The sequence below is a fragment of the Paenibacillus sophorae genome (assembly GCF_018966525.1).
GTDB classification, from domain to species: domain Bacteria; phylum Bacillota; class Bacilli; order Paenibacillales; family Paenibacillaceae; genus Paenibacillus_AQ; species Paenibacillus_AQ sophorae.
The window spans coordinates 1,608,746-1,634,277 of sequence record NZ_CP076607.1 but is presented as its reverse complement, the minus strand read 5'-3'; the positions used below and the strand labels follow the sequence as shown (position 1 = coordinate 1,634,277).

The 25,532-nt window shown below is 51.4% G+C and carries 24 protein-coding genes; 4 read left to right on the top strand and 20 right to left on the bottom strand.

The features are described 5' to 3' along the window. Positions 1–49 precede the first annotated feature (49 nt). Positions 50–1,930 (bottom strand): molecular chaperone HtpG, encoded by a 1,881-nt coding sequence (htpG, locus tag KP014_RS07665; RefSeq protein ID WP_036589529.1) that lies wholly within the window; start codon positions 1,928–1,930, stop codon positions 50–52. 407 nt (positions 1,931–2,337) lie between these two features. Between htpG and KP014_RS07660 the strand changes: the two genes are divergently transcribed. Genes KP014_RS07660 through KP014_RS07650 form a run of 3 tightly spaced genes read left to right on the top strand, consistent with a single transcriptional unit; the run spans position 2,338 to position 3,466 of the window. Further along, positions 2,338–2,637, top strand: a complete 300-nt coding sequence (locus KP014_RS07660; protein WP_036589512.1) for a lasso peptide biosynthesis PqqD family chaperone — start codon at positions 2,338–2,340, stop codon at positions 2,635–2,637. Then, entirely contained in the window at positions 2,634–3,089 is a 456-nt protein-coding gene (locus KP014_RS07655) for a lasso peptide biosynthesis B2 protein (protein ID WP_036589514.1), read from the top strand. The genes KP014_RS07660 and KP014_RS07655 overlap by 4 nt, the downstream gene beginning before the upstream one ends. Before the next feature lie 47 nt (positions 3,090–3,136). Next, entirely contained in the window at positions 3,137–3,466 is a 330-nt protein-coding gene (locus KP014_RS07650) for a helix-turn-helix domain-containing protein (protein ID WP_036589517.1), read from the top strand. A gap of 82 nt (positions 3,467–3,548) precedes the next feature. Here the strand turns inward: KP014_RS07650 and galE are convergent, their stop codons facing one another. From galE to KP014_RS07605, 9 genes are read right to left on the bottom strand one after another with little or no spacing between them, the layout of a single operon-like run. After that, positions 3,549–4,583, bottom strand: coding sequence for a UDP-glucose 4-epimerase GalE (galE, locus tag KP014_RS07645; protein WP_036589521.1), 1,035 nt, complete (start codon positions 4,581–4,583; stop codon positions 3,549–3,551). Between the two features lies 1 nt (position 4,584). Then, a complete protein-coding gene (locus tag KP014_RS07640; protein WP_036589523.1) occupies positions 4,585–6,135 on the bottom strand; it encodes a lipopolysaccharide biosynthesis protein in 1,551 nt (516 codons plus the stop codon). A gap of 60 nt (positions 6,136–6,195) precedes the next feature. Next, positions 6,196–7,368 (bottom strand): glycoside hydrolase family 88 protein, encoded by a 1,173-nt coding sequence (locus tag KP014_RS07635; RefSeq protein ID WP_036589532.1) that lies wholly within the window; start codon positions 7,366–7,368, stop codon positions 6,196–6,198. Between the two features lie 17 nt (positions 7,369–7,385). Then, positions 7,386–8,579, bottom strand: coding sequence for a glycosyltransferase (locus KP014_RS07630; RefSeq protein WP_036589526.1), 1,194 nt, complete (start codon positions 8,577–8,579; stop codon positions 7,386–7,388). Between the two features lie 13 nt (positions 8,580–8,592). Then, a complete protein-coding gene (locus tag KP014_RS07625) occupies positions 8,593–9,786 on the bottom strand; it encodes a glycosyltransferase (protein ID WP_090834380.1) in 1,194 nt (397 codons plus the stop codon). 8 nt (positions 9,787–9,794) lie between these two features. Further along, a complete protein-coding gene (locus tag KP014_RS07620) occupies positions 9,795–10,952 on the bottom strand; it encodes a polysaccharide pyruvyl transferase family protein (protein WP_090834381.1) in 1,158 nt (385 codons plus the stop codon). A gap of 18 nt (positions 10,953–10,970) precedes the next feature. After that, positions 10,971–12,002 carry a glycosyltransferase gene (locus KP014_RS07615; RefSeq protein ID WP_090834382.1) on the bottom strand — a complete coding sequence of 344 codons (1,032 nt, stop codon included), beginning with the start codon at positions 12,000–12,002 and terminating at the stop codon, positions 10,971–10,973. Further along, positions 11,992–13,221, bottom strand: a complete 1,230-nt coding sequence (locus KP014_RS07610) for a glycosyltransferase (RefSeq protein WP_051500149.1) — start codon at positions 13,219–13,221, stop codon at positions 11,992–11,994. The genes KP014_RS07615 and KP014_RS07610 overlap by 11 nt, the downstream gene beginning before the upstream one ends. Beyond that, positions 13,218–14,402, bottom strand: a complete 1,185-nt coding sequence (locus tag KP014_RS07605; RefSeq protein WP_036595966.1) for a nucleotidyltransferase domain-containing protein — start codon at positions 14,400–14,402, stop codon at positions 13,218–13,220. Before KP014_RS07605 ends, KP014_RS07610 begins: the two co-directional genes overlap by 4 nt. Before the next feature lie 286 nt (positions 14,403–14,688). On the opposite strand from KP014_RS07605, the gene KP014_RS07600 reads away from it, so the two are divergent. Then, a complete protein-coding gene (locus tag KP014_RS07600) occupies positions 14,689–15,345 on the top strand; it encodes an acetyltransferase (RefSeq protein WP_036595965.1) in 657 nt (218 codons plus the stop codon). Between the two features lie 228 nt (positions 15,346–15,573). Here KP014_RS07600 and KP014_RS29040 read toward each other — a convergent pair whose 3' ends face one another. From KP014_RS29040 to KP014_RS07555, 10 genes are all read right to left on the bottom strand, one after another. Beyond that, positions 15,574–15,702, bottom strand: a complete 129-nt coding sequence (locus KP014_RS29040) for a hypothetical protein (protein WP_281426456.1) — start codon at positions 15,700–15,702, stop codon at positions 15,574–15,576. A gap of 78 nt (positions 15,703–15,780) precedes the next feature. Then, positions 15,781–16,944: an aminotransferase class I/II-fold pyridoxal phosphate-dependent enzyme gene (locus tag KP014_RS07595; protein ID WP_139210622.1), complete on the bottom strand. Its 1,164-nt coding sequence runs from the start codon at positions 16,942–16,944 to the stop codon at positions 15,781–15,783. A gap of 5 nt (positions 16,945–16,949) precedes the next feature. Continuing rightward, positions 16,950–17,564 (bottom strand): sugar transferase, encoded by a 615-nt coding sequence (locus KP014_RS07590; RefSeq protein ID WP_036595962.1) that lies wholly within the window; start codon positions 17,562–17,564, stop codon positions 16,950–16,952. Between the two features lie 11 nt (positions 17,565–17,575). After that, a complete protein-coding gene (locus KP014_RS07585) occupies positions 17,576–18,310 on the bottom strand; it encodes a glycosyltransferase family 32 protein (RefSeq protein WP_036595961.1) in 735 nt (244 codons plus the stop codon). A 12-nt stretch (positions 18,311–18,322) separates the two neighbouring features. Continuing rightward, positions 18,323–19,396: an EpsG family protein gene (locus KP014_RS07580; RefSeq protein WP_036595960.1), complete on the bottom strand. Its 1,074-nt coding sequence runs from the start codon at positions 19,394–19,396 to the stop codon at positions 18,323–18,325. Further along, complete coding sequence (locus KP014_RS07575) at positions 19,393–20,340, bottom strand: glycosyltransferase family 2 protein (RefSeq protein ID WP_051500148.1); 948 nt, start codon at positions 20,338–20,340, stop codon at positions 19,393–19,395. Before KP014_RS07575 ends, KP014_RS07580 begins: the two co-directional genes overlap by 4 nt. A gap of 5 nt (positions 20,341–20,345) precedes the next feature. Continuing rightward, the gene (locus KP014_RS07570; protein ID WP_246590662.1) at positions 20,346–21,404 is read right to left on the bottom strand and encodes a glycosyltransferase family 1 protein; all 1,059 of its coding nucleotides are present in this window, start codon (positions 21,402–21,404) and stop codon (positions 20,346–20,348) included. After that, complete coding sequence (locus KP014_RS07565) at positions 21,361–22,548, bottom strand: glycosyltransferase family 2 protein (RefSeq protein WP_063619492.1); 1,188 nt, start codon at positions 22,546–22,548, stop codon at positions 21,361–21,363. The genes KP014_RS07570 and KP014_RS07565 overlap by 44 nt, the downstream gene beginning before the upstream one ends. After that, positions 22,511–23,680 (bottom strand): glycosyltransferase family 4 protein, encoded by a 1,170-nt coding sequence (locus KP014_RS07560; RefSeq protein ID WP_090834383.1) that lies wholly within the window; start codon positions 23,678–23,680, stop codon positions 22,511–22,513. The genes KP014_RS07565 and KP014_RS07560 overlap by 38 nt, the downstream gene beginning before the upstream one ends. Positions 23,681–23,704: 24 nt before the next feature. Beyond that, the gene (locus KP014_RS07555; protein ID WP_036589942.1) at positions 23,705–25,519 is read right to left on the bottom strand and encodes a polysaccharide biosynthesis protein; all 1,815 of its coding nucleotides are present in this window, start codon (positions 25,517–25,519) and stop codon (positions 23,705–23,707) included. Between the last annotated feature and the right edge of the window lie 13 nt (positions 25,520–25,532).

Below are 25,532 nucleotides of genomic sequence, written 5' to 3'. Positions count from 1 at the left end.
ACGGGTTATATCGTTCGTGAACTCTTGAGCTAAAGACTTATCGACTGCTTTACACCATAATCTTGCAAATGTCATTCGTGAACTCCACCGGATCGCCGACCGGCAGCCCTTCGATGAGCAGAGCCTGGTTATACAGCAGATTCGTATAGAGGGCAAGCTTCTCCGTGTCCTTCTCTTGAGCATTCTTAAGGGACTTGAAGACGTCATGGTTCACGTTGATTTCCAGAACCTTGTCGGCCTGAACATCGGTGCTGTTTGGCATCGCCCGGAGCGTTTTTTCCATCTCGATGGTCAGATCGCCTTCCGAGGACAGGCAGACCGGATGAGACTTCAGCCGTTTGGACGCTTTGACGCTCTTGACCTTGCCGCTGAGTACATCCTTCATCGCTTCAAAGAGGTCTTTATTCTCGGTATCCGCGTTTTCGGCGGCTTTATCCTGCTCTTCCGTGTCGATCCCGAGATCGCCGCTGGAGACGGATTTGAATTCCTTGTCTTTGTAGTTCATCAGCATTTTGATGGCGAACTCGTCGATATCGTCGGTGAAGTACAGAATTTCATAGCCTTTGTCGGCCACCACTTCTGTCTGCGGCAGCTTCTCGATCCGTTCGATGGACTCGCCGGAAGCGTAGTAGATGTATTTTTGATCCTCGGGCATTCTTGATACGTATTCGTCCAGGCTGACCAGCTTCTTCTCCTTGGAGGAGTGGAACAGCAGGAGATCTTGAAGCGTGTCCTTATTGATGCCGTAATCGCTGTACACCCCGAATTTAATCTGTCTGCCGAAGGCATTATAGAACTTCTCGTACTGCTCTCTCTCGTCCTTAAGCAGGCTTTGCAGCGCGCTCTTAATCTTGTTCTTGATGTTCTTGGCGATCAGGCTGAGCTGGCGGTCATGCTGAAGCAGCTCGCGCGAGATGTTGAGCGACAGGTCCTCGGAATCGACCATCCCTTTGACGAAGCTGAAATAGTCGGGCAGCAGGTCGCCGCATTTGTTCATGATGAGGACGCCGTTCGAGTAAAGCTCCAGACCTTTTTCATACTCCTTGGTGTAGTAATCAAAAGGCGTATTCTCCGGAATGAAGAGGATCGCGTTGTACACGACCGCGCCGTCTGCGCTGATATGGATATGCTTCAGCGGCTTGTCGAAGCCGTAACGCTTCTCCTGGTAGAAGTTCTCGTAATCCTCGTCTTTCAGCTCGCTTTTGTTCTTGCGCCAGATCGGGACCATGCTGTTGACGGTCTGCTCTTCGATCGTTTGCTCGTATTCGTTCTCGCTGCCTTCCTTCAGCTTGCTCTGGGCAATGTCCATTTTGATCGGGTAGCGGATAAAATCGGAGTACTTCTTAATAATCGATTTCAGGCGATACTCTTCCAGAAACTCGTCATAATTGTCTTCCTCGGTGTTATCCTTGATCTTCAGGATGATATCGGTGCCGACCGAATCCTTCCCGGTGGGCTCAATCGAATAGCCATCCGCGCCTTCGGACTCCCACTTGAAAGCCGTGTCACTGCCGAGCGGGCGGCTGATTACCGTAACGGTGTCAGCTACCATAAAAGCGGAATAGAAACCGACCCCGAACTGCCCGATAATGTTATGGCCGTCCTTCGCTTCGTTCTCCTTCTTGAAGGCAAGCGAGCCGCTCTTGGCAATGACCCCGAGATTATTCTCCAGCTCTTCCTGGGTCATGCCGATTCCCGTATCCGAGAGAGTCAGTGTACGGTTCTCTTTGTCTGCGGTCAATTTAATGAAGTAATCCTCTTTGTTGAACGTGAGCGACTCATCGGTCAGCGCTTTGTAATATATTTTGTCGATGGCATCGCTGGCATTGGAAATGAGCTCACGGAGGAAAATCTCGCGCTGCGTGTAGATCGAGTTGATCATCATTTCCAGCAATCTTTTCGATTCGGCCTGAAACTGTTTCTTGACCATTGAATATTCCCCTTCCCTAAAAAAAACGATTACCGAGATGGTCTTGCGAAAAAGCATGTCCACCATCTCTTTCGCACAGATTAGCACTCGAATCATTCGAGTGCTAATCCCTATTTTTATATACCATATCCGTACAATCAGGTCAATATGCTGCAGTTGAATACAAAATAACTCCCCGGGATAGTTGACAATAATTTGGTAGAATGATAACTTATATTTATAAATTCATGTTCTTTATAAAGAACATATATTCTCTATTGAATTTCTTTGCTTTTCGGTTATATTTTTACATTTCTTTCGTCACGTTCTTTAGAAAGAACGTTTTTGAGCCCTATCGAAATGATTTATCAGCTTGGGTTATCGCAAGACCAACCACCTGAGATTTCCGGCTAAGGAGATGATTTTTGATGAAAAAAGCAGAGATTTTATCCATAGACACCGTTCTTGTTCAATGTGAAGGCAATATTGTCAGCGATATGGATGGCGAGAAGGTCATGCTCAGCATACAGCAAGGGAAGTATTTCAATTTGGGCCAGGTCGGAGGAGATATTTGGAGCATTATCAGCACTCCCCGATCCGTAAAGGAGATCCTAGAATCCCTTCAGCAAATCTATGAAATCGACGCTGATATTTGCGAGCAGGACGTCATTCCTTTTTTACAGAACCTGCTGAAAGAAGATCTGATACGTGTGGCTGATGCCAAATGAAGATGGCAAGTAAACTCCGGCTGTTGTTCACACTGGACAAGACAACTTTTTTGTTCCATTTGGAAGCCTTTTTATTGCTAGGCTGGGCCCGCACGCTCCTCTTCTACAAGTTCTCCAAAATAGCGCCTTCGCTCGGTGAAAGAGGACAAGAGACGGATCAAGACCACGATGCAAACCATACACCATCCATGAGACATATTGCCAGCTCCATTAATACAGTCAGCAAATACACGCCGTGGGACAGCAAATGTCTGGTAAGAGCCATAGCCGGTATGAAAATGCTGGAGCGAAGGGGAATCGGTAGCACCCTTTATTTGGGAACGGCCAAGGACAACAACGGTAAGCTGATCGCTCATGCCTGGCTTCGCAGCGGCCCTTATTATATTTCCGGCGCGGAAGTGATGGATCAATTTACTATTGTCGATAAGTTTGCCAAAACGGCGAGTCAATAATCGAAATCGATATGTTATGTATCAGTTTCAAGTAATGGAGGTCCGCTATGATCGGTAAAAAGATACAACAGCTTCGCAAGAATAAAAATTACTCCCTTACTGAATTATCCGAGAGAGCGGGAGTAGCCAAATCCTATTTGAGTTCAATAGAGCGCGGGATTCAGCGGAATCCCTCCATTCAGTTCCTGGAGAAAGTAGGCTTGGTGCTGGGTATAACCGTAGAAGAATTCCTGCAGTCGGACAAACAGAAGGAAGGCGCCGAACCGGCCGATATGGAATGGAGCGAGCTCGTCAAGGAAGCAATGAATTCCGGTATCAGCAAAAGAGAGTTTCGCGATTTCCTGGAATACAGCAAATGGAAGCTGGAACGGCGCTAGTCTGCTCTGCACCCCTCCTCTGTTCTATCCTATAGAAAAAAGCCATCTCTTCAGCAATTCGCCTCCGAGACGGCTCTATCGATCACTTCAATGGTTCCAGTTCACTCTCTGCATAGCCTCTGGGATTAGCGGACTGCCAACGCCACGTATCCTCGCACATTTCTTCGATTCCCCGGGCAGCCTGCCAGCCCAGTTCTTCATTCGCCTTGAGCGTATCTGCGTAGCAGACGGCGATATCGCCCGCTCTTCGTTCCGCTATCTGGTAAGGAATCGCTTGACCCGACACCTTCTCGAACGCCCTCACGATCTCCAGCACACTCAGCCCTCGCCCCGTTCCGAGATTGTACACGTCCACCCCGGTACGACTCATAATCCGCTCCAGCGCCTTCAGATGACCCTGCGCCAGATCCACGACATGAATATAATCTCTTACGCCCGTTCCGTCGGCCGTCGGATAGTCATCTCCGAACACACTGAGCTTGGCCAGCTTGCCGACAGCTACCTGGGAGATATAGGGCAGCAGATTGTTCGGAATGCTGTTCGGGTCTTCGCCGATCCGCCCGCTCTTGTGCGCTCCGATTGGATTAAAGTAGCGCAGGATGGAAATTCCCCAGCGGGAATCGGATACGGATACATCACGTAAAATATGTTCAATCATTTCCTTGGTTCGTCCGTATGGATTGGTAGCGCCGATGGGGAAATCTTCCGTAATCGGCACGGACTCCGGAGCGCCGTATACGGTCGCCGAAGAGCTGAACACGATGCGGAATACCTCATGCTTCTTCATGGTCTCGCATAAGCTCAAGGTGCTCATAATGTTGGTGTGGTAGTATTTCAGCGGAATTTGCACCGACTCGCCCACAGCCTTGAGCCCCGCAAAATGAATGACAGCTTCGACAGCGTGTCTGGCAAACACATCGTCCAGCGCCTCCTTGTCGAGCAGATCAAGCTCATAGAAGGCGAAGGGCTTGCCCGTAATTTCGCCGATCCGCTTGATCGCCTCGGGATGGCTGTTGGCAAAATTATCGACAATTACAACTTCATATCCCGCTTCCAGCAGTTCCACCGCGGTATGGCTGCCAATGTAACCGGCGCCTCCGGTGATAAGAATAGCCATCCTAATCAACCTCCGTCTTTTTTAATGGGCCGAACCTTACAGTGACCTTTCCTAGCAGCGTCTTGGCGATTCCTTGCAGGTAGGCAAATTCATCTCTGCGGTGAAAGAGCAGCACATAGATGAGATTGACAATGATGAACGCGACCGCGCCTTTAACCAGGAGAAGCGGAAAGCTGTTCGCATGGATCAGACCGCTCGCTGAATATGCCGCAAAAAAAGCGCCTACCCCTATTATAGTAAAGTATGCATAGAGTCGGTAGTGCTCCGACAAGGGCCGGTGAAATACCTTTTTATACACCAGATAGGGCGTTGTCCAAAAAGGCATGGCCAGAGCGCCGACCAATGAGCCGATGAAGACTCCCGCAATCCCGATCTGCCGCACCAAAATAATGGAAATGCCTAAGCCGACCGCCGCCTGAGCCAACGGAACATACCGGTCTTCTTGAAAAATACCGGCTGTTGTCTTCACGGTCGTGATGGGATTACGCATCCCCCGCTCGAAGAACAGAAGCACCAAAATGGCAAGCACTCCGCTGCTCATCAGGAATTTCTCTCCGATCCACAGCGTGATGAACGGCGCAAGCACGATATATAACAGTGTCGCTAGCAGCGAGTACAGCCAAAAGCTGAGCAGCAGCATGACTTTATATACGCTGTATACTTTCTCCGTACTTTCACTCGACACGAGATTGCCGACGCTGTGATACAAATTGATGAACACCTGGTTGATGAACGTTCTGGCGATATCGATCAGCATTTTATAGTTGGAATACAAGCCGACGGCCTTGAGGCTGACAAAGGTGGAAATGAGGATGCTTTCCGTTTCCAGCACCAGATAGCTGCCGATATTCTGGATAATAATCGCTTTTACATTTTTGACTATTCCGTTTCGGGTTCCGGCATCGAGCCTCCCTATCACTTTTTGCTTCAAATAAGGATATTTCCGGTTCGCGACCACTGTTAACAGGATGGAAGTCGTTACCGTAAGCACGCTGTCCACAATAAGAAAAAGTATGTAGTTCGACGTATAATACAAGATGCCGATCTTCAGAGAGGTGGAGATAATAGAAGTTACCGAGAAGGCCACGGTTACGATGTAGTTCTTCTGATTGACGCTCAGGAATGAATTTTTATAGGAGAAAAAATAGGGCGTTACCGTATTGAGCAGAAAAATCAGGTAAATCAAATGCAGATGCTCCACGCTATGATCCTTGACAATTACGTTCAGAAAAGGCAATACCGACAGTCCGAGCAATGTCACTACAAGCGCGATGACCAGATAGGCTCTGCGGTACAGCCGCATTAACCGGCCGATCTTCTCATAATCATTCTCCGCCACTGGCTTGTACAGGCTGTACATAATACTCGTCCCGATACCCGCCTCGGCGAGCGTCAGCATCGAGAGAATGTTCGTGAACAAGCCGTTTACGCCCAAATACTCGATGCCGAGCCGGTTAATGAAGACGGTTCTAGAGGCAAAGCTCAGCAGGGTGATCACTAATTGATTGCCGATGCCCGCCGTTATATTAATGATGGAGTTTTTTACTCTCATGTACATCCCCTGCCTATTTGCTCATTGAATACATGTATGGCCCGCTCTCTCCCGTATCTGCTATTCCTTCGAGTTTGCCAATCGGATGCAAAAGCCTTGCGTAAACGGCAAGATATTGAACAGGACGGAGTAAACGCCAATGTCCTTGGTATCTCCCTGAGAAAAATCAACGGCGCCGTTCCTTCTGGTTACCTTCATTAAATAGAGAATCGCTGAATCAGCGGCGGCCAGACATTCCCGTGATATTTCTTCGATCTGTGACGCATTCAGCATAAACCAGGCCAGCATCGCGGTCGCCGAGGAATCGGCTCTCGATTCAGGTCTCGTTACCGTCCAGTTCCACTGCCCCTGCTCCCCCTGCACCGCAAGGGCGGAACGGGCGAACCGCACGACGGCTTCCTCCAGCGGCTTCTTGTATTCATGGCTGTCCGGAAGCTCCCGCCAAGCATCAATAAGGCCGATCGCGTACCAGCCAAGCCCTCTTCCCCAGCCGTAAAGACCAAGGGGATACTTTGTTGCGGTGCTGTATGCATGACACGGTAGTGACGTTCCCTGCAGCATTCCGAACCGCTCAAACTCCAGAATTTGTCTCACGGCCAGCTGAATGCATTCCGGCTTCTCATACTGCAGTCCGTACACCACCAGGAAGGGGCAAATAAAACCAATCGTATCTACGTAACGGTAATCCTTCATCGACTTACGATACTGCACCGTCCCGTCTTCGCCGATATGCTCCTGAATCAGCTCCCACATCTGATCCATCGCGGCTTTATGCGCCTCTCTCTGCCCTGCGGAATGCTTCATAACCCCGTAAGCCAAGATGGCGCCATCCACCTGCTGCGGCGGGTGATTCCACTGACCGGCGCCGTTAAATTTGGAAGAGATCAGGGCGTTCACCGCCGCTTCCGCCTTCGGATCGCTGTTGTTGCTTAAATAGCTGTGAAAGCCCAGCAGCAGGGAAGCCTCCTGCCAATGCTGAATGGCCGGTCTGGTATAGTTTCCTCTCAGCATATCCAGCACAATCAACCGGGTATTGTCGGTAAGCTTAATTTTGGGCGTTCTTGTCAGCCATTTCACACCGGTTTCCGTAACGGCTGTCCCCCAGACCCGCTGGTCGCTAAATCTGCCGATGTGTATCCTCCCAAACCAGTCTCCAAAGACAGGCGCCGCGTCAATGATCGCAATGATAAGTACGATTGCGATTACTATGAGGCCAAACGTTAGACCAAATATAGCTCCCACCCCTTAAGCTAGCTTATCCACTGGTACAATTTATGGACTTCGTCCTCAGTTCCCATCTCTTCATGCCCCAGATTGCCGATGAACCGTTCCCTCAATTCTTGATCATCGATCAGCTTCTTAACGCCGGAGTAGATGGAATGGGCGTCTCTGCCCACGATCAGGCCGTTATATCCATCCGTCAATTGATCAAATATGACTTCAAAATCAGTCGAGACGATCGGCTTGTGCAGGATCTTGGCTTCCGTTATCGTCAGGCAGCGGCCCTCAAACAAGGAGGTCTGCACATAAATGTCGCACTGCTTGATGTAAGGATACGGATTCTCCCGAAGCCCCGTAAGGATCAGAATATCCTGCAGCCCCTTTTCCTGGATCAGACGCTCCAGGCTCCCTCTTTCCTCTCCCTCGCCAATGATATACCAACGGATGTCGTACCCTTCGCGGACAAGCAAATCGCAAGCCTCCACGGCCATGTTGAAGCCTTTTTGATAGTTCAGCCTGCCGACAGAGACAATCGTTGTCTGTTCCTGCTTCTGAATCGGGCTTTCATCGGAAGACATCTTGGTAATGGCGGAGGGAGACACGATATTATGCATCAGCGCGATCTTTTCTTTATAGGCGGGAAACCGGTCTTTCAGAATTTGTACACATTCTTCGGATACGGTTGCAATACAGTCCAATTGGCTGAAATACTTGTCATCCAGGTCCGGGTTCATGCCCAGCTTATCGTAGTCATTATGAATGAACCCGATCTTCTTACGAGCCTTCACCACTTTATCCACCACATAGCGAATAGGCGAATTCTCCATATATCCGATTGCGGCATCGTATTCAGCGGATAGCTGCGGAAGCGACTTCGAGCTGTATTTCCACAGCAGCTGCTCCCGTCTGGCCGGATGGCTCTCCTTTTTGAACAGAAATCCCGCCCTGATCCGTGCGTAAGCCAGACCGGGCTTGCCTTCTGCGAGACAGTTCTTCAGCGCTTTTTTGATGGACATATCAAAGTATTTATACCTGGGAGGAGCATCCAGGAGGCGGACTTGATCCGGGATCTTATTCATAAAGAGGCCCTCGTGCTTGAACAGCAGCAGGTCCACATCGCAGCGGGAATAATCAATGGATTGGAGTAATGAAATGAGCGACTTCTCCGCGCCTCCGCAGACGAGACTATTCATGACGAACAGCAGCTTTTTTTTCCCGCTCATAGCACTCACCCTTCTATGCGAGTAAATTGTAAAACTTATAAATCTCATCCTCGGTCCCAAGCTCAAGCTGCCCCAGATTATTCGACAACTGGGCACGCAGGCCCCGATCCGCGATCAGCTGCTCGATTCCCGCCGCGATGGCGGACGGATTCATGTCTACGATCAGCCCGTCGAAGCCGTGGCTGATTTGGTCTCTGGCCGTGCTGAAGTTGGTGACCACGATCGGTTTCTTCAATATTTTCGCCTCATCGATTGCGATGGATTTGCCCTCGAAGCGGGAGGTTTGGGCGTACAGATCGGCCCTCTGGATATAGGGGTACGGATTGGAGCGGAGTCCCAGCAGCCTGAAATGATCCTGAAGTCCGAAATGGCGGATCATAGCGGTCAGCTTTTGCCGTTCCTCACCATCGCCAATGATGCTCCAACGGACGTTGTAGCCTTTATCGACCAGCTCTTTGCAGGCTTCAATGGCAAGCTCGAAGGCTTTTTGCGGGTGCAGCCGGCCTATGGATAGAATGTTAATCACATCCTCATTGCCGCTGAAATCATCGGGCGGATTCTGCATGGCGAGCTGCTTGATCAGCACCGGGGATACAATATTATGAATCACATTGACCTTGTGGTCCTGCTCTGGAAATCTTTTGACCAATATGTTGGCGCATTCTTCCGATACCGTAACTAAATGCTGCAGCTGCTCGAAATAACGCGCGTCAAAGGCGGGGTCCATCCCCAGTTTGTCGTAGTCGATATGAATCCAGCCGATTTTGCTCTTGGCTATTGCCTTCTCAACACAGAAATAGATCGAAGACTTCTCAAGAAAACCGATAGCCGTATCATAGTGTTTGGGTAGAATCTTAAAAAAGGGAGCCAAGTGCTTCCAGTTGTACTGCTCTTTCACGGAGTCGTTCCCTGCACCCCGGTTTTTCAGGCTAAACATGAGGCGGTGATACACCAGTGTAAAATGTCCAGCCAACAGCAGCTTCAACACAGCCTTGGGAAGAGGCAGGACAAAGCGTTTGTAATGTTTGGGAACGGGCAGCACATTCACTTCCGGCGGAATAAATTCCATAAACAGACCTTCATGATTCAACAAGAAAAGGTCAACCTCATAAGCGCTATAGTCGATTTGGCTCAGCAAATTGATCAAACTCCGTTCGCCGCCGCCGGAAGTCAGACTCGGTATAACAAATAGGAGTTTTTTCTTCATGTTCACCTCTAGGCGAGCTCTTTCAAGTAGTCGACCGCTTTATAGGACATTTGCTGAATCCGAGGCACGGATTGCCTCAGCGCTGCCTTGATCTCTTCTTCTTCTACCAGCATTTCACTAAATTTAGCAATCAGATTGCTGCCGCTGGAAATCTCCCCAATACCGAGCACCAGCTTCTCTTCGCCGAACAAATCTTTGGCGATACCCTTGGACTTGACGCTGTATCCAAGCACCATAGTGGGAACAAAATTGGAATATGCCGCAATGGTTGCATGGGTCCGGGCCCCGATGAAGAATCTCATCCGCGCAATATAGCCTTTATATTGAACCGCCGTGAGATGATCGGGAAGCAGGATGACTCTGCCGGTGTCTTTGAATTCCTCATGGAATAACCGTAAAAGCTCATAGTCGTTGTTGCCGTCCACCATCACATGCGGGGTCAGCGCAATCGTCATGTCCGTCGTCTTCAGAATATGCGACAGCAGCTCGCGCACCGCCGAGCCCGCCTGCTTGTTGCGGCTGCTGACGAGCGGGCTAAAGTTAACGCCTATCGTATTTCCGGGCTGCCAGCCGTCAGGAAGCGGAAGCTCCTCCTTCTCCATCGTAAAGGCCGGATCGGCGCACAGCCGGGCATTTAGGAGACCCTGTTCCCGCAGCATATTGTACGTCAGGCTTTCGCGGGCCAGAATCAGATCGAACCGCTTAAGATCCTCAAGCTTCCTGTCCGTCATGTCTTCCTCCCCAATCGAGCAGCCCCACAGTACCAGCTTCTTACCCTGCCGCTTGACTCTGCGGTCGATCTCATACCAGCCCGGCTGCTCGCCATAGCAGTAATTGTCTCCCCCGATGGACAAGCACACATCGACGTCCTTGATCCGGCTGATCGTGTTCCGTTCAATGATCCCGGTGGCATAGGACTCATCCCCCAGAAGCTTGAACCGGACCGCAGACATAATCCAGTTCAGGGAAGGCTTGGCGATCTCCGATTTGGAACCATCGTAAATTCCGTCCAGGCTCGGAATGACCCGGTCGGTATCCGGCTGCTCGGATGCCAAGAATACTCTTGCTCCGCTGATGTTCTCCTTGATCATTTGAGTGGAGGAGCGGACAATCGCCTCGCATCCCCGATTTAAGCTGCCGCCATGCGCGAACATCATAATTTTCATGACTCATCACTCCTAATATTAGGCGTTTCTCAGCCTGCTGTAAGCGGCTATGCCTACGAGGCCCAGTGTCAATCTGGTACGGATCATCATTATGGTCGCCTTCTCGAACCTGCCCAGCTGTCCAAATTCCGTCTCGCAATACACGGGCAGCGCCTCCCTTACGTGAGGGTTGTTGATTAATTGGCTTATGTAGCGATACCTTTGCCGGAATTTCACCGTCTTGGAAGGCTTCAAATAAATATAAATGCAGGCCATGGCCGTCTTGATAAAGCGGATGGCTTTCAAACGCTTAATGAGAAGCTCGGGCAGGATCTCTCTGTAGATTCCCGGCGGTTCCGTATGATAAATCCGGAGTGCCTGGCCGAAATAATCTTTTTCCAGAATATTTCTTGTGGCGCTCCCCTGCACCTCTCTATAGTGATAACCCGTGTAATCGATATATCTCATCGAGGATGCCCGGGCAAAAAAGTGAATATTGAACAGCGCATCCTCGCCCAGGGCAACCTTTTCCGGAAACTGGAGTGAATGCTCCGAAATGACGCTTCGCTTGTAAATTTTATTGACAGACGTATTGAGGTCATCACCCTTCAAAAAACGAGGCAGGATTTCCGTCCGAATGAACTCCCTGTCCAGCAGCCTTCCTTGGTCAAAAGGATAGCGGGTCACGACCGGCCGCCCGTCAATCTCGCTCTCCAGATTGGAGACCGCGGCATCGCAGCCCTCAAGCGCCGCTAGACCGTACAGCGTGCTGTACATATCGCTGTCGATGTAGTCATCAGCATCCACGAACCCGACATATTCCCCGGTGGCTTCCGCCAGACCCCGGTTTCGCGCCATGCTTACTCCCTGATTCTCCTGGTTAATCAGCCGGATACGCGAGTCATCCCTCATCGCGGCTTCGATGATCGCCCGGCTGCCATCCACAGAGCCGTCGTTAACAAAGATAAACTCGCACTCCGTAAGTGTCTGGGCTTGAAGGGACCGGATGCACTCGGCAAGATAAGGCTCCGCGTTAAATACCGGAATAATAACGCTGACATTATACCGCACTAAGAACACCCTCCTTCGCATCGGTCTCGTCCATACAGCGGTACAGCTTCTCCAGTTCAAGGCTATTGCCGTAATCGGTTCGCCGGCAGTGATCGGCCAGCTTCACACGCTCGCCAGGCCGGAGGTAAAGCTCCTCTATGCCATCCGCGATTCCCTCCACCGACAAGGCGGTGATCCTGCCGTCAACTCCGTCCGTCACCTGACTGCGGGACGTCGTATAATCGGTAATCAGCACCGGCTTCCCGAGAATCTTGGCTTCCGTAACCGTAACCGCCTTCCCCTCATAACGCGAGGGCTGAACGTACAGATCCCCGCAGTGGATATACGGATAAGGATTGATCTGCTTGCCCAGGAGAATAAATTGGTCCTGAAGGCCGGACTCAGCGATCAGTTCCCGGACCAAATCCACATCTCCGCCGTAGCCGACCACATACCAGGCGATGTCGTCATATCCCCGGTCCTTTAGCAGCTTGAGGGCTCTGACCGCGTTGTCGATACCTTTGGCATGCGACAATCTCGCCACCGTGACAAGCTTGAAACGGTTGTCCCGCGCCATTTCGCCGGCGGATTCTTTTACGGCCATGGATCGGATAAATTCCGGCGAGGTCATATTCTCGATGACGATCACCTTGCTTTCAAGACTCCCGTATTTCGCTAAAAAAGACTCCTTACAGGCTTCAGATACGGCCACAATACGGTCGAACTTGTCCCACATCTTCAAATCCATGCCCACATTCGTTTCAACCGTGGAGTAATCCGTATGAATCCAGGCGATTTTGGTTCTTGCCGACACTTTGTCAGCGACAAAATAATGCGGCCACAAGTAGCTGATGGCGGCATCATATTCCTGGTCCAGACGGGGAAGAAACGGAAGATTGTATTTCCACATCAACTGCATTTGGCAGTACCCTAACTCCTTGAGTCCTTTCCTTTTCCCCACCGCTGAAGCATGCAGTCTGGACAAGAGCCGTCCCAGTCCGATCAGTAAGTGTCCGCTGCGGAAGACTTCATATATAGACTTGCGGAACGTCGAATAGGGCGGCTGCTCGGGAAGAAGCGTTGCCGCTGACGGCAGCAGTTCCATAAATTCTCCAGTGTGACGATACAGCATGAGGTCAACGGCATAGGACTGGTAGTCAAAATGGTTAAGCATGCCCGCCAGACTGCGTTCCACTCCGCCAACTTCCATATCATATGAGGCGATTAGCAGCTTCTTCATTTCTGCACACCTACCGTTTTTCTCCAAGCCCACAAAAAGGGCCGCAGGGGGAAATATAGAAAATGTAGATTTTTGGGCAGAGGCAGCGTTTCCGCATCCTCCGGATAGGGAAACAGAAAGCTCAGGATGAACTTGAACTTCTGAATCGGCGCAAGCAGCGCAAATTGATGCCGCTTATGATAGGAAGCTACATCATCCGGAACAGGGATGGAATGCAGATTGATCATCCGTTCCAAGTAGAACATCGCTTGCTGCGCCATTGCCCGCGACTTCGGGGCACACTCCATGTTACGGAGCCCGTCGGCAATTTCGGCGTCCAGCAGTCCGCCGGCCAGCGTCAACGCCTGCCCGCCGACATGGTAGTAATGATATTTACGCAGCAGAGCGGTCAATTTTCCGGCATCCGGCTGCTGAAGTAATAGCTGTTTAATATCCACCAGCCACCGCAGCCTCGACCATCCGTGCCGCGCCCCGTGGGAGACGAGAAACAGGAACAGATCCTCCTGCCCCAAATAGGAGATCGGCTGCCGGGTCAGATCGCTAATCCGCCTGCGGCCCCATAGTTCTTCAAAGTCAGGTTCTCTGGAAGGAGCGGGATTAAGCCTCCAGTGTAGCTCCACTTTGATCCCCTTTTTCGGATGGGTAAAGGTCGTATGGTGATGCCTCCACTTCCAATCGTTAAGAACGGTATGAATATAATCGTCCTTAACATAACCCAGACCGGCCAGCAAGGACTCCGCCCCGGCCAGTTCGGTTAGCGGGATCAAGAGATCGAGATCACAGGAGGTTCGCAGGGATATATCCCCATAGAGATCCTTGGCAATGACCGGCCCTTTCAGAAAGAGCGCGCGGATATTCTTTCGGTCCAGCTCTCCTCCAATAAACTCCATTTCACCGCTCAAATGAAGCATCTGAAACGTATTTCGGCTGTAGTAGTTATAAAGACAGCTGATTACTCCAGCCGGCACCACGTCCTCCCCCAGATTTTTCAGCTTGGGATAAAGATTAGGGTACACGCGGTGATGCATAGCCAGCTCGATAAACGCTTCCCAGTCCATCCCGCGGAACAGCTCCGGATGGCGGACAGGCAAATCCTCCCCCTTCTCCGCGGCAAGAAGCGCCAGAAGAAGACGCATTTCGGTTGACAGGACTTCCGTCTTCAGAGCAAATGGATTTCTCATGGGATATCTCCTTACCTCCCGGGAACATAGCTAAGAAGAAACGGCTTCGCCGTCCTCTGGAAGAGGAAGGCATCCGTTTCTCGTAAAAATATCAGGTTAAGGATACGCGCGAAGCTTATACTTTCTGATATTTGAACAAGAAAACCAATTTCGTTCTATTTAACGAACACAAATAAAGCGTAACATTCTTGCCTAAAAGTTGTCAATTGCTAGTTCACAAAAACAATAAATTGATTCGGAACCGGCAGGGATATGCTATATTGAAACAAAGAAAGGGGGATTCTGCTTGAAAAACATCGTTGTATTCGGCGCGGGGGGACATGCCAAAGCGGTAATCGACGCCATTGAGCGGGAAGGACGATACCGAATCTTCGGGCTGCTCGACAGCTACAAAGCTGCCGGCTCCGAAATTTACGGATATCGGGTTCTCGGAAACGAACACATTATCGCTGATCATCGGGAGGAAATTCACGGGTGCATCGTCGCCATCGGGGACAATTGGACCCGGGCTCTTGTCGCCGCCCGCATCGCCTCCCTCTACCCGGGCCTCTCCTTCGTAACGGCTGTCCATCCGGGGGCCTGGATCGCCAGGGGAGCGGAGCTCGGTCAAGGTACGGTCGTGATGGCGGGGGCTGTCGTGAACAGCGATACCGTAATCGGAGAACACTGCGTGTTATATCCGAAGGCTTCGGTCGACCATGACAGCAAGATCGGGGACTATGTCACACTGGCTCCGGGCGCTACGACGGGCGGAAACGTGACGATCGGCGAATACAGCGTTCTCTCCCTGGGAGCGAACGTCATACACTCCGTCAGCGTAGGAGAGCATACCGTAATTGGGGCGGGGGCAACCGTTCTTTCCGATATTGGCGGCTACGCCGTAGCTTATGGGACACCCGCCGTCATCGCAAGATCTCGCACAGTTGGCGAATCGTATCTGTAGTGGAGGGGATGAGCGGTGCAGCCGCACCGCAAGGATCCCGTTGGCGGTCGCACTGCAAGATCCCGTTGGTTACGGATTAGTTTAGGTCTCCTGCTGGAAAACGGCGAAAGTGCAGGTTTTTCCGAGCAGAAACGAGAGTTAGCGGGAAAAACCTGCTATTGGAGTTGGTGCAGGAATTTCAGGTTTTTGCATTATTGGGTTCGTTTGGTTCGTCTGGTTCGTAGCGCCTCACTGCAGCTCGTATCGAACCACATGTTTGCCCGTTCCTCCGGTCACGGCGGTAATCCATGCCTGTTCCCGATTCAGCAAGTTACGGATTCTGCCCGCTAATGATTCAGTCCGTTTCCAAATTCTCAAGTTCCCATTTTCGCAAGTTCCCGATTCCGCAAAGTTACGGATTCGCTAACAGCAGGGACCGTCTGGAAATCCGGGCGCCTAACGGGCAGGGTTCACTACCTTCCCCAGCGAGCGCTGAACACAGTTAATCACTCTTTGCTGCTGCTCCAGAGTCATGCTGGAGCCGGAAGGAAGGCAGATGCCGGACTGGAACAGCTGCTCGGATACGCACAGCGTCTCGCTATGCGGGTAGAAAAGCGCGTTCTCGAAGATCGGCTGAAGATGAAGCGGCTTCCACAAGGGTCTTGCTTCAATATTACCGTCTGCCAGCGCCTTCAGCAGATGGCTTATCTTGACCCCCGTCTCCTCTTCGTCAATCGTAAGCGTAGTCAGCCAACGGTTCGAACGCGTGTCCGGCAATTCCGGCATAAACTCGACGCCCTTCAAGCCTTCGAAAGCCTCACGGTAGTTCTCGAACACCGCTCTTCTGGCCTCAACCCGTTCATCCAGAACCAGAAGCTGGGCTCTGCCCACGCCCGCAAGCAGATTGCTGAGTCTGTAATTATAGCCCATGACGCTATGCTGATAATGCGGCGCTTGATCTCTCGCCTGGGTCGCCAGGAAGCGCGCCTTGGTCAGCGCCTCTTCATCATCGGATACAATCATGCCGCCGCCGGAGGTCGTAATGATCTTGTTGCCGTTGAACGAGTAAATGCCGAACTTGCCAAGGGTACCGCTCGCCCTGCCTTCATAGGTGGAGCCCAGCGATTCCGCGGCATCCTCAATAATTGGCACTTCATACCGGTTGCATAGGGCCAATAGTTCCTTCATCTTGGCGCTCTGCCCGTACAAATGAACGACGATAACCGCCTTGGGCAAACGGCCCTCCAGATCTGCTTCTTCAAGCGCCCGTTCCAGCGCTTCGGGCGACATGTTCCAGGTCTGCGGCTCGGAATCGATGAATACCGGCTCCGCTCCGACATAACACACGGGATTGGCGCTCGCAACGAAGGTAAAGCTTGAGCAAAACACCCGATCTCCTGGCCCTACACCAAGCAGACGGAGCGCAATATGGATGGCGGCCGTGCCCGAGCTCAGGGCAACCGCTCCGCCCGCGCCCGTATATTCGGCAATCTCCCGTTCGAAGGCATCGACATTGGGGCCGAGCGGCGCAATCCAGTTCGTATCAAACGCTTCATCAATATATAGCTGCTCCCGTCCGCTCATATGGGGCGGAGACAGAAAAATCCGTTCATTTGCCATCATCATCAACCTCGACTTCCTTCTTCTTTGTTTACGCCCCCCTGAAATACGGGCATAGTGACGTGATTTCCGCTGCTGACGCCTTCCGGTCTGACGACTTTAAGCAGGGTCAAGGCCAAAATCTTCAGATCCAGAGCGAAGCTGTAATGATCGACATACCACGTATCGAGCTTAAATTTCTCTTCCCAGGAAATCGCGTTTCGCCCGTTCACCTGAGCCCATCCGGTAATTCCCGGCTTGACCAAATGACGCCGGGCCTGCTCTTCCGTATACAACTCCAAATAGCTCATGAGCAGCGGTCTGGGGCCGACTAGACTAATATCGCCTTTAACCACATTCCACAACTGGGGAAGCTCGTCAAGGCTGTATTTTCGAAGGAATTGCCCGAATGGGGTAAGGCGGATATGGTCGGATAGAAGCTGGCCCGAATCGTCCTTCTCATCCGTCATCGTCCTGAATTTATATACATCGAACGGCTTGCCGTGCAGTCCGGGCCTCCGCTGCTTGAACAGAATCGGCGAACCGAGCTTTATCCGCACCAGCCAGGCCGTTCCCGTGATAACTGGCGACAGCACAATCAATAATGCCAGCGATACCGCCAGATCAAATGCCCTTTTCATACGAATCCCCCCTATGAGAACATCTTCCTCATTCTTGCAATATTCTCCGGCCCGACTACCCGGCTGACCGTCCGTTTCACGCCGCTCCTTATTCGGACATGAAGCGGAAGCCAAGACTGCGCAAAATGATGAATCGTATAGCTCTCCCCGCTCAGGTAGCTTCCACCATTGATGTAATCGTAAGGACTAAAATAAGTCCGGGGATAGAAGGCTACTCCGTTCTCCGTCACCTGATACTTTCCGTTAAGCTCCAGACCGTGCCGTATGCAGATTTCGCTGATCACAGCCGTGTTAGTCGTGGTATCCGGCGAGCCGTCCGGCAGGAGAAAGCTCCGGCCCTCGTAATAATCCAGCAGCTCCTTGATCCAGCTGTGGCCGGCCACTGCCCCCATCGTGCCCGATTGCAGAAAATGCCCATCCTCAAACCCAGAGAAAGCCTCCAGTTCCAGAAAGCGATCCAGCGGCCGGATCACTTCAACATCCGTATCCATGTAGATTCCGCCGTGGGTGTATAAAGCGTGCAGCCGAACATAGTCGCTGACAAACGCATATTTTCGGTGTTCATAGGCTTCCTTCACATACCGGTTAACCGTGACGTCGAAGTTGTCCTCGTTCCATTCCACAAATTGATAGCCGGGCAGATGCTTGTGCCAGCTCTTGATGCATTTTTGAAGCTTTCCCGGCTTCTCGCCGCGGCCGAACCAGCAGTAATGGACAACCTTGGGGATCTTCGTCGAAGAATTCATCCGTCAGCCTCCTTAGTTGAACCAGGTGATAAAGTCGCTTCTATAATCGATGCCGAGAGTGATCACATTTTCATAGAAGAAATAGATGAGGTATACGATCAAGAGGGCCAGATACACCAGCTTCTGATCCTTTCTCCGGAACGCCTTCACCATCCATGCCGTAAGCAAAATCTGATAAAGGGTAAAATATATCGCCAGTCTGGCAAAAATCCAGTTCTGGGTAGCGATCAGCATCAATACAAATCCGATCAGCGACATATTGACAATAATATCGATTTCGGGGAACTGCGCGCTCAGCTTCTTCCTGCCAAGATAAGCGATGACCAGCGGTAATCCGAAAAAGGCTACCCGCACGATATTGGCGCCGCCCTCCGATAAAGTCTGGTACACACCATACTGCGTATCCTTGATCGCCGAGAACAAAATTTCTGAAAATTGGCTATATCCAAAGACGATCAGAACGGCGACGCCGAGCAGCATCAGGGTCGAGGTTGTCCAAGCCTTTCTGCGGACGATGAAAAAGATCGGAATCAGGATCAGAGCGCTTTGATGAAACAAAGAAGCGAACAGGACAACCGGGATATACCTCTTCCAGTTCCCTTCAAACAGATATTTTGTCGCGGCGAACACGATCGAAGTCGCCAAATACTGCCGGATTCCGTTCATGGAGACGATAAACGCGCCGGAAGTAATGTAGATATACACGCCCAGTTCGAACAGCCGCGCATATTTATACAGCATCATAATAATGAGCATGTTGGTGACAAACGCCGTAATCACAATCATGTACTGCGGATCGTTCGTGTACAGCTTCAAGAATTTTTGAAAAATATTAAAGCCGATATCGTCGTTGGTCCAGACATACTGCCAAGTGAAATCATCTGTGAGATATGAATGGATATACATCTCCGTATCGCCGATATTATTACGGAGCCCGGAAACGAGACAGAACATAACGGCCGTAGTGAGGAACAGGACGCGATTCGGTCTGACGGTTGCAGGAAGAGATGCGTCCGGCGTGGAAAAGTACCTGGCCGAAAGCGAGAACAGATAGGCAAAAGCCAAGAGAATCCATAATACGTTCATTGGGAGTCACTCTCCTGAACCGGCCTGATCTTGCCCGGCGTTTCTTTCGCGGAAATCGGCGCTGCGCGCTGTGTCCGCCGAATGTACAGGTACAGCAAGCCTCCCAGCGGAAGCGCCAGCACAGTCATTCCCTTCCGGGGGGACTCCGCAATAAACTTCCGGTTGCCCATGATCAAGCTGCTGGACACGTAATGGACCGCTTCGCGAAGCCTTTCCTTGAACGAAGGCGCATACACCATCGCCACTTTCCGAAAAAAAGCGAAGCCCCGCGGGTTTTTGCGGTATTGATTCATCATGTTCAGGCTTGATCCGTCGGTTCTGTATTCTACATGGCAGAGTACCTCGTTCATGACCAATAGCGGAAGCTGCTGATCGATCAGCAGATATTTGTAAGAGAGCGGAACGTATTTCTCTCCCGGAAAAATCGGGTACGGCGGAACGCAGCTTGTCATGGCGGTACGGTACACCAGCTTCTTGTCGCCTTTGACCTTCCACTTGGCATACAGGCCGTTCAGTGTCGACGCTTTCAGCCCCTCCGGCATGCCCGTTCCGATAATCTCCCCGTCCGGCGCGGCGTCCAGGCCCACAATGCCGGCATACTGCTCGCTTCCGTGCTTCTTCCAGAACGAGAGGATTTGATCCACCGCATCATCGGCTAAATAATCATCCGAATCAATGCAGACGTTAAGCTCTGTATCGATCCGTTCATAAGCCGCATTATGCGCGCCGTGCATGCCCCGATTGTCCTGATAGTGATAACGGATGGCCATTCTGCCTTCGTTTATCCAGGCCTCTACCAGTTCCTTGGTCCGGTCTGTGGAGCCGTCGTCGATAATCAGCCAGACAAAATCCTTGCAGGACTGCCTAAGCAGGCTCTCATAGCATAAATGGAGGGTATGCGCTCTATTGTAAGTTGGGGTAAAGACCGTAAGCGAAGGAACCATTGTGCTCACCTCGGGTTAAGAATTGGCCGCCACGCCGAATGGTAGAAGGAGGCCAGCCATTCGGCGGTCTGCGCGGAGTCATATCCGCTTTCGCGCAGCTGCTCCGATGTATCCGCATGCTCATAGGAAGAATCCAGCACCGCCAGCGCCCAGTGGTCAGAGGATTCCTGCAATCCGATAAACCGCACCCTGCCCGTTAAATCCGCCTCTTTGGTAATTGCGCTGGACGCGATACATCTTAGTCCTGCAGCCTGCGCTTCGACGAGAACGACAGGCAGCCCTTCGTACAGGGAAGGGAACAGGAACAGGTCCATGCCCTGCATCAGCCTGGAAATATCCGAACGGACGCCCAGAAAGGCTACATTGCCGCTTAATCCCAGCTTTTCGACTTTACGCCGTATCGCCGGCTCCAGATGTCCCGCTCCAACCAGAACCAGAAGCACATTGCGGTTTCTCCGGTAGACACTGTGAAAGATGTCAATTAGAAACGAGTGGTTCTTCTGCTCGTTAAACCGCCCGACATGGCCGATAACCAAACGTTCACCCGCCTGAAGCTCATCTCTCACCTGTTCGCGTACGGAAAGGTCTAATGCAAACTCCTGAAGATTGATCGCGTTATTCATGACAATCAAATCGTCTGTCTTCTCAATCCCTTTGCCGAACAGCCAGCGACCCGCGTTCTTCGAGCAGGCAAAATACCGGGTTGGATTATCTTTCATGACAGCTTTCGCGTATACGCGGAAAGGGAATTTCAGATCCAGTCTTAAATCGCTTAAGTGGCTGTGCGCGATCCGGCACGGAATTCCGGCCTGCTTCGCCGCACGCAGAACAAAGCTGCTGTTCTCATTGATGTGGGAATGAACGACGCGGTATTCGGAGTGTGTGCCAAAAAACTCCGCCAATTTTTTAAAGTAAAGCCGGTAATTTCCCGGTCTGATCGGCGGCATTCGAAAGATGGTTCCGCCAAGCGATTCGATTTCGTCATCATAGTGGCCTCTTTCCAGCCGGTGAACCATAAAATCAAACTGAATTTTGCCGCGGTCCATCTGACGGTAGTAGTTCATGAGCATAGTCTCCAGTCCGCCCCGATTCATCATGGTGACGACCTGAAGAATTCGAACGGGTTCCATTGTCCACACCTCTCGTATTCTTGATTCGCAATTGGTTAATTACTTTCAGCATCAGATAAATCCCGGCAGCCCATCTCCATTTTCCCAGCAGGAAAAAGACTCTCCAGGCTTTGGTGCAGCACCTCAGCTCAAATCCGGCAAAAGCCGAGACCACTTCCCGCTTTGAAACAAGCGAATGAATATCCTTGATTTTCGCAAAAGGCGATGCCTTGTAATCTTCACTAATAATGTTGAGACCGAGTCCCAGTATATTGATACACACCCGGTTACGGAGCGCCTGAGTATATTCCGCCGGCAGTTCATGCTCTTGTATAAAAGAGTTCATATGACCGTACAGCTTGCTGAATTTACTCTCCAACAAGGGGTTGTAGCGGGAAGTAATGGACGAAGTGTTGGATTTCCAGTAATGATAGAACGGGCGTCCCAGAAAGACGAAGGAGCGGGCATAATGGCATACATGGATGTTGAAGAGTGAATCCTCATTGGTTCCGATAATTTCAAGGTCGGTAAAAGAGGCGGCCGCTCTGTGAATCAGATCCGCACGGTACAGCTTGCCCCACACGGTTCCCCATGCGTCCAAAAAATCAGGCTGCGCCAGTTCCTCTCTCAGCGGACCAAACAGCCGTCTCGTAATATGCTCCTGAACCTCTTCGCCTCGGTATACCCGAACATCCGGCAGCCGGTATACTTTCTCTTTCGCGTGCGTACCGAACTCGCGCAAATACGTGCACATGACGATATCCGCATCCTCGTCCTCCGCCGCTTGGCGCATCGCCATAAACATCTCAAGGTCCACCCAATCATCCGGATCGACAAAGGCGATGTACCTTCCCGCCGCGTGCCCCATGCCTTCATTACGGGCCGAAGATACGCCGCCGTTGCTCCGGTTGATGAGAACCATGCGGTTGTCCCTGCCCGCATATTGTTCGAGAATGGGGAGACTGCCGTCCGTCGAACCGTCGTTAACCGCGATAATCTCCAGATCGCCAAAGCTTTGGCTCAGCAGACTGTCCAGACATCTGGGCAAGTAGGCCTCCATATTATATATGGGCATGATAATGCTGATTTCCGGCTTCATATCCCCCCTCCTCTCTCATATGCCTCGAGTAGATAGATGCAAGCTCCTCTACGACCGATTGCAATTTATAAGCTTCGATAAGCTCCAGGCTTCTCTTGCCCAGCCTGCTCCGTAAATCCATGGATTGGCAAAGGTGAATCATATGCTCGGCGAACGGCTCATCCTGATCCGGCTCAACGATGTATCCGTTCTCCCCGTGCATCACGAGTTCCGCATGACCTCTGTTTCTTGTTGCGATAACGGGAAGGCCGCAGGCCATCGCTTCCATAATATTTACCGGCAGTCCCTCCCGCAGACTTGCCGAAACCGCCGCATCGCACATGGGCAGCAGCCGGTCAATGTCTTTCCGGTAGCCGAGAAAATCCACTTTGTCCGCAACCCCGAGCTCCGATGCCAGCTTGCGGCTTTGTTCCTGCAGCGGGCCTTCTCCCGCGAGCAGAAGCTTGATCCCGGGTTCTTGAGCTTGAGCCCGGGCCAAGGCGCGAATGAGCAGCTGATGATTTTTATTTCCGTTGAATTCCGCGGCATAGAACATCAGGAAATCATCCGGCCCGTAGGGAAAATCCTGCCTGAGTCTTGCCTTCTCCGCCTGTGTTACCGGCTTGAATCTGTCCGTATTGACGCCCACGCCATGCACATGCTCAATTTGCCGCGCTTTGAACCTCCGCCGGGCAGCCAAGCGATAATCCTCGTTGTTAATCGTAATCAGACAATCCGTCAGCCGGGAAAGACCCTTCTCGATCGGGTAATACAGCAGCCAGTTCGTAAGCGAAGACCCTTTGCAGAAATGAAAGCCATGAGCGGTATAGATCACCCGAGTTCCATTGTTACGGGAATTAGCTGCGGCCAACCGGGCCAGAACACCGCCCATCGGCGTGTGGGCATGAATAATCCGGTAGTCATTTTGCCGGATAATTTCCTTCAGCTGACGATAAGCTTCCAAGTTACCCCGGCGAAGCGGCGACCGCTCAATGGAGATATTAAATTTCTTGTCCACATAAGGCAGGTCAAGTTCGCCCCGGGCCGCGACATGAACCTCCCAGCCGCGCTGCTTGAACCATTCAAGCACAGGTAAATGAAAGGCGCTGAAATGGTAATCTACCGTTGCGCAAAACAACACTTTTCGGGACATAAGCCGTTTTCCTTTCCATGGCGTCTAGACGACCGTCGCTTTCATAAGCGGAGCCATTTCAAAACGGTTGTTGGCAATATCAAGCAGCATGCTTCTCAGTTCTTCGATCGATAGCGAATCGTAGACCTTGAGCAGATGATTAATGGACTCAAAGTTCACCTCGTACGACCTGCCGACATAGATCTTGGGATAAACCTGCACTTCGTGAACTTCCGTATCCCTCAGCAGCTCTTCATACAGCTTCTCTCCCGGTCTCATGCCGGTGAACTCAATGCCGATTTCCTCCAGGGAGTAGCCCGACATGCGGATCAGATTTTTGGCCAAATCCACAATCTTGACCGGCTCGCCCATATCCAGCACGAAGATTTCTCCCCCGCGCGCCAGAGCGCCTGCCTGAATGACCAACCGCGACGCCTCGGGGATCGTCATGAAATACCGGACCATATCCGGATGCGTGACGGTTACCGGTCCGCCCTGCTCAATTTGTTTCCGGAACAGCGGGATTACGCTGCCTCGGCTGCCGAGCACATTGCCGAAACGAACAGCGACAAATTTGGTAGAGCTGAACCGGTCCTGGTGCTGGATGATCATCTCGGCAATCCGTTTGGTTGATCCCATAACACTGGTCGGATTGACCGCCTTGTCTGTTGAGATCATGACAAACGTGCCGACTCCCACCAGGCTCGCGGCCCTTGCGACATTCATCGTGCCGATAATATTATTCTTAACCGCTTCCTCGGGATTGCGCTGCATGAGCGGCACATGCTTGTGAGCCGCGGCATGATAGACAACATCCGGATGATGCAGCTCCATTAAGCTGATAATCTTGCTTTCATCCTGTAAATCCGCGATTTCGGTATAGAACTGGATGCCGGAATCCCGGAACTTCGCTTTCAGCTCGATTTCAATCGTATAGATGCTGTTCTCTCCGTGACCGAGCAGCACCAGCTTTTTCGGCCGGAATTTGGAGATTTGCCTGCATACCTCGGAACCGATGGAGCCGCCTGCTCCCGTGACGAGGACAACCTTTCCCGTGACATAGTCGGAAATTCGGTCAAGGTCAAGCTGAACCGCTTCCCGGCCCAGAAGATCTTCGACCTGAATGTCCCTGAATTGGCTGACGGCGACTTTGCCGCTCGCTATATCCTCCAGCATAGGAATGGTTTGTGTCTTGGCGGAGGTCTTGGTGCATTCGTCATAAATGGTTTTTAGCCCGTTTTTGGAAAGCGAAGGAATCGCGATGACAATATGTTCAATTTGAAACCGTTCAGCCAGCTCTACAATATCAGCTGTTCCGCCGACAACGGGAATCCCCATGATATCGAGACCGAGCTTGTTCAAATTGTCATCAATAAAAGCGATAGGTTTCAGCGCCTTGTTCGAACCGGACATGAGCTGTCTTGCAACCATCGTTCCGGCCGCGCCCGCACCGATGATCAGCGTCCGCTTGGCGTTATCCGGCTCGCTCTGTGTCTCCTGCTTGTCATGAGCGGCTCTGATGATCCGCCAGCAAAAACGCGACCCGCCGATCAATATCATATGCAGCAGCCATGTCACCAGCAGCAGACGGTATTGAACGTTGCCTGAGAGAACCAATTGAACGGTAGCCGCGGCAATCATGGAGAACGTGACCACTTTGCTAATGAAGATAATTTCTTCAACGCTGGCATATTCCCAGGCTTTCTTGTACAAATGGTATACAAAGGCAAAGAGATGATGACTCAGGAGCAATGCGACCGAACTGATAATCACCGGATGTGTAAATACATTAAAAGAGGCGTTCACCAGGAAGCTTCCTGCGAAAATAGCCGTCAACACAATAAATGAATCCAATAACATTAAAATAGTTAGC

What these genes read in the sequence shown, in the direction of transcription:
- htpG (WP_036589529.1), bottom strand. Translation starts at nt 1,930, where the DNA reads ATGGTCAAGAAACAGTTTCAGGCCGAATCGAAAAGATTGCTGGAAATG.
- KP014_RS07660 (WP_036589512.1), top strand. Translation starts at nt 2,338, where the DNA reads ATGAAAAAAGCAGAGATTTTATCCATAGACACCGTTCTTGTTCAATGT.
- KP014_RS07655 (WP_036589514.1), top strand. Translation starts at nt 2,634, where the DNA reads ATGAAGATGGCAAGTAAACTCCGGCTGTTGTTCACACTGGACAAGACA.
- KP014_RS07650 (WP_036589517.1), top strand. Translation starts at nt 3,137, where the DNA reads ATGATCGGTAAAAAGATACAACAGCTTCGCAAGAATAAAAATTACTCC.
- galE (WP_036589521.1), bottom strand. Translation starts at nt 4,583, where the DNA reads ATGGCTATTCTTATCACCGGAGGCGCCGGTTACATTGGCAGCCATACC.
- KP014_RS07640 (WP_036589523.1), bottom strand. Translation starts at nt 6,135, where the DNA reads ATGAGAGTAAAAAACTCCATCATTAATATAACGGCGGGCATCGGCAAT.
- KP014_RS07630 (WP_036589526.1), bottom strand. Translation starts at nt 8,579, where the DNA reads ATGAGCGGGAAAAAAAAGCTGCTGTTCGTCATGAATAGTCTCGTCTGC.
- KP014_RS07625 (WP_090834380.1), bottom strand. Translation starts at nt 9,786, where the DNA reads ATGAAGAAAAAACTCCTATTTGTTATACCGAGTCTGACTTCCGGCGGC.
- KP014_RS07620 (WP_090834381.1), bottom strand. Translation starts at nt 10,952, where the DNA reads ATGAAAATTATGATGTTCGCGCATGGCGGCAGCTTAAATCGGGGATGC.
- KP014_RS07610 (WP_051500149.1), bottom strand. Translation starts at nt 13,221, where the DNA reads ATGAAGAAGCTGCTAATCGCCTCATATGATATGGAAGTTGGCGGAGTG.
- KP014_RS07605 (WP_036595966.1), bottom strand. Translation starts at nt 14,402, where the DNA reads ATGAGAAATCCATTTGCTCTGAAGACGGAAGTCCTGTCAACCGAAATG.
- KP014_RS07595 (WP_139210622.1), bottom strand. Translation starts at nt 16,944, where the DNA reads ATGGCAAATGAACGGATTTTTCTGTCTCCGCCCCATATGAGCGGACGG.
- KP014_RS07590 (WP_036595962.1), bottom strand. Translation starts at nt 17,564, where the DNA reads ATGAAAAGGGCATTTGATCTGGCGGTATCGCTGGCATTATTGATTGTG.
- KP014_RS07585 (WP_036595961.1), bottom strand. Translation starts at nt 18,310, where the DNA reads ATGAATTCTTCGACGAAGATCCCCAAGGTTGTCCATTACTGCTGGTTC.
- KP014_RS07580 (WP_036595960.1), bottom strand. Translation starts at nt 19,396, where the DNA reads ATGAACGTATTATGGATTCTCTTGGCTTTTGCCTATCTGTTCTCGCTT.
- KP014_RS07575 (WP_051500148.1), bottom strand. Translation starts at nt 20,340, where the DNA reads ATGGTTCCTTCGCTTACGGTCTTTACCCCAACTTACAATAGAGCGCAT.
- KP014_RS07570 (WP_246590662.1), bottom strand. Translation starts at nt 21,404, where the DNA reads ATGAACTACTACCGTCAGATGGACCGCGGCAAAATTCAGTTTGATTTT.
- KP014_RS07565 (WP_063619492.1), bottom strand. Translation starts at nt 22,548, where the DNA reads ATGAAGCCGGAAATCAGCATTATCATGCCCATATATAATATGGAGGCC.
- KP014_RS07560 (WP_090834383.1), bottom strand. Translation starts at nt 23,680, where the DNA reads ATGTCCCGAAAAGTGTTGTTTTGCGCAACGGTAGATTACCATTTCAGC.
- KP014_RS07555 (WP_036589942.1), bottom strand. Translation starts at nt 25,519, where the DNA reads ATGTTATTGGATTCATTTATTGTGTTGACGGCTATTTTCGCAGGAAGC.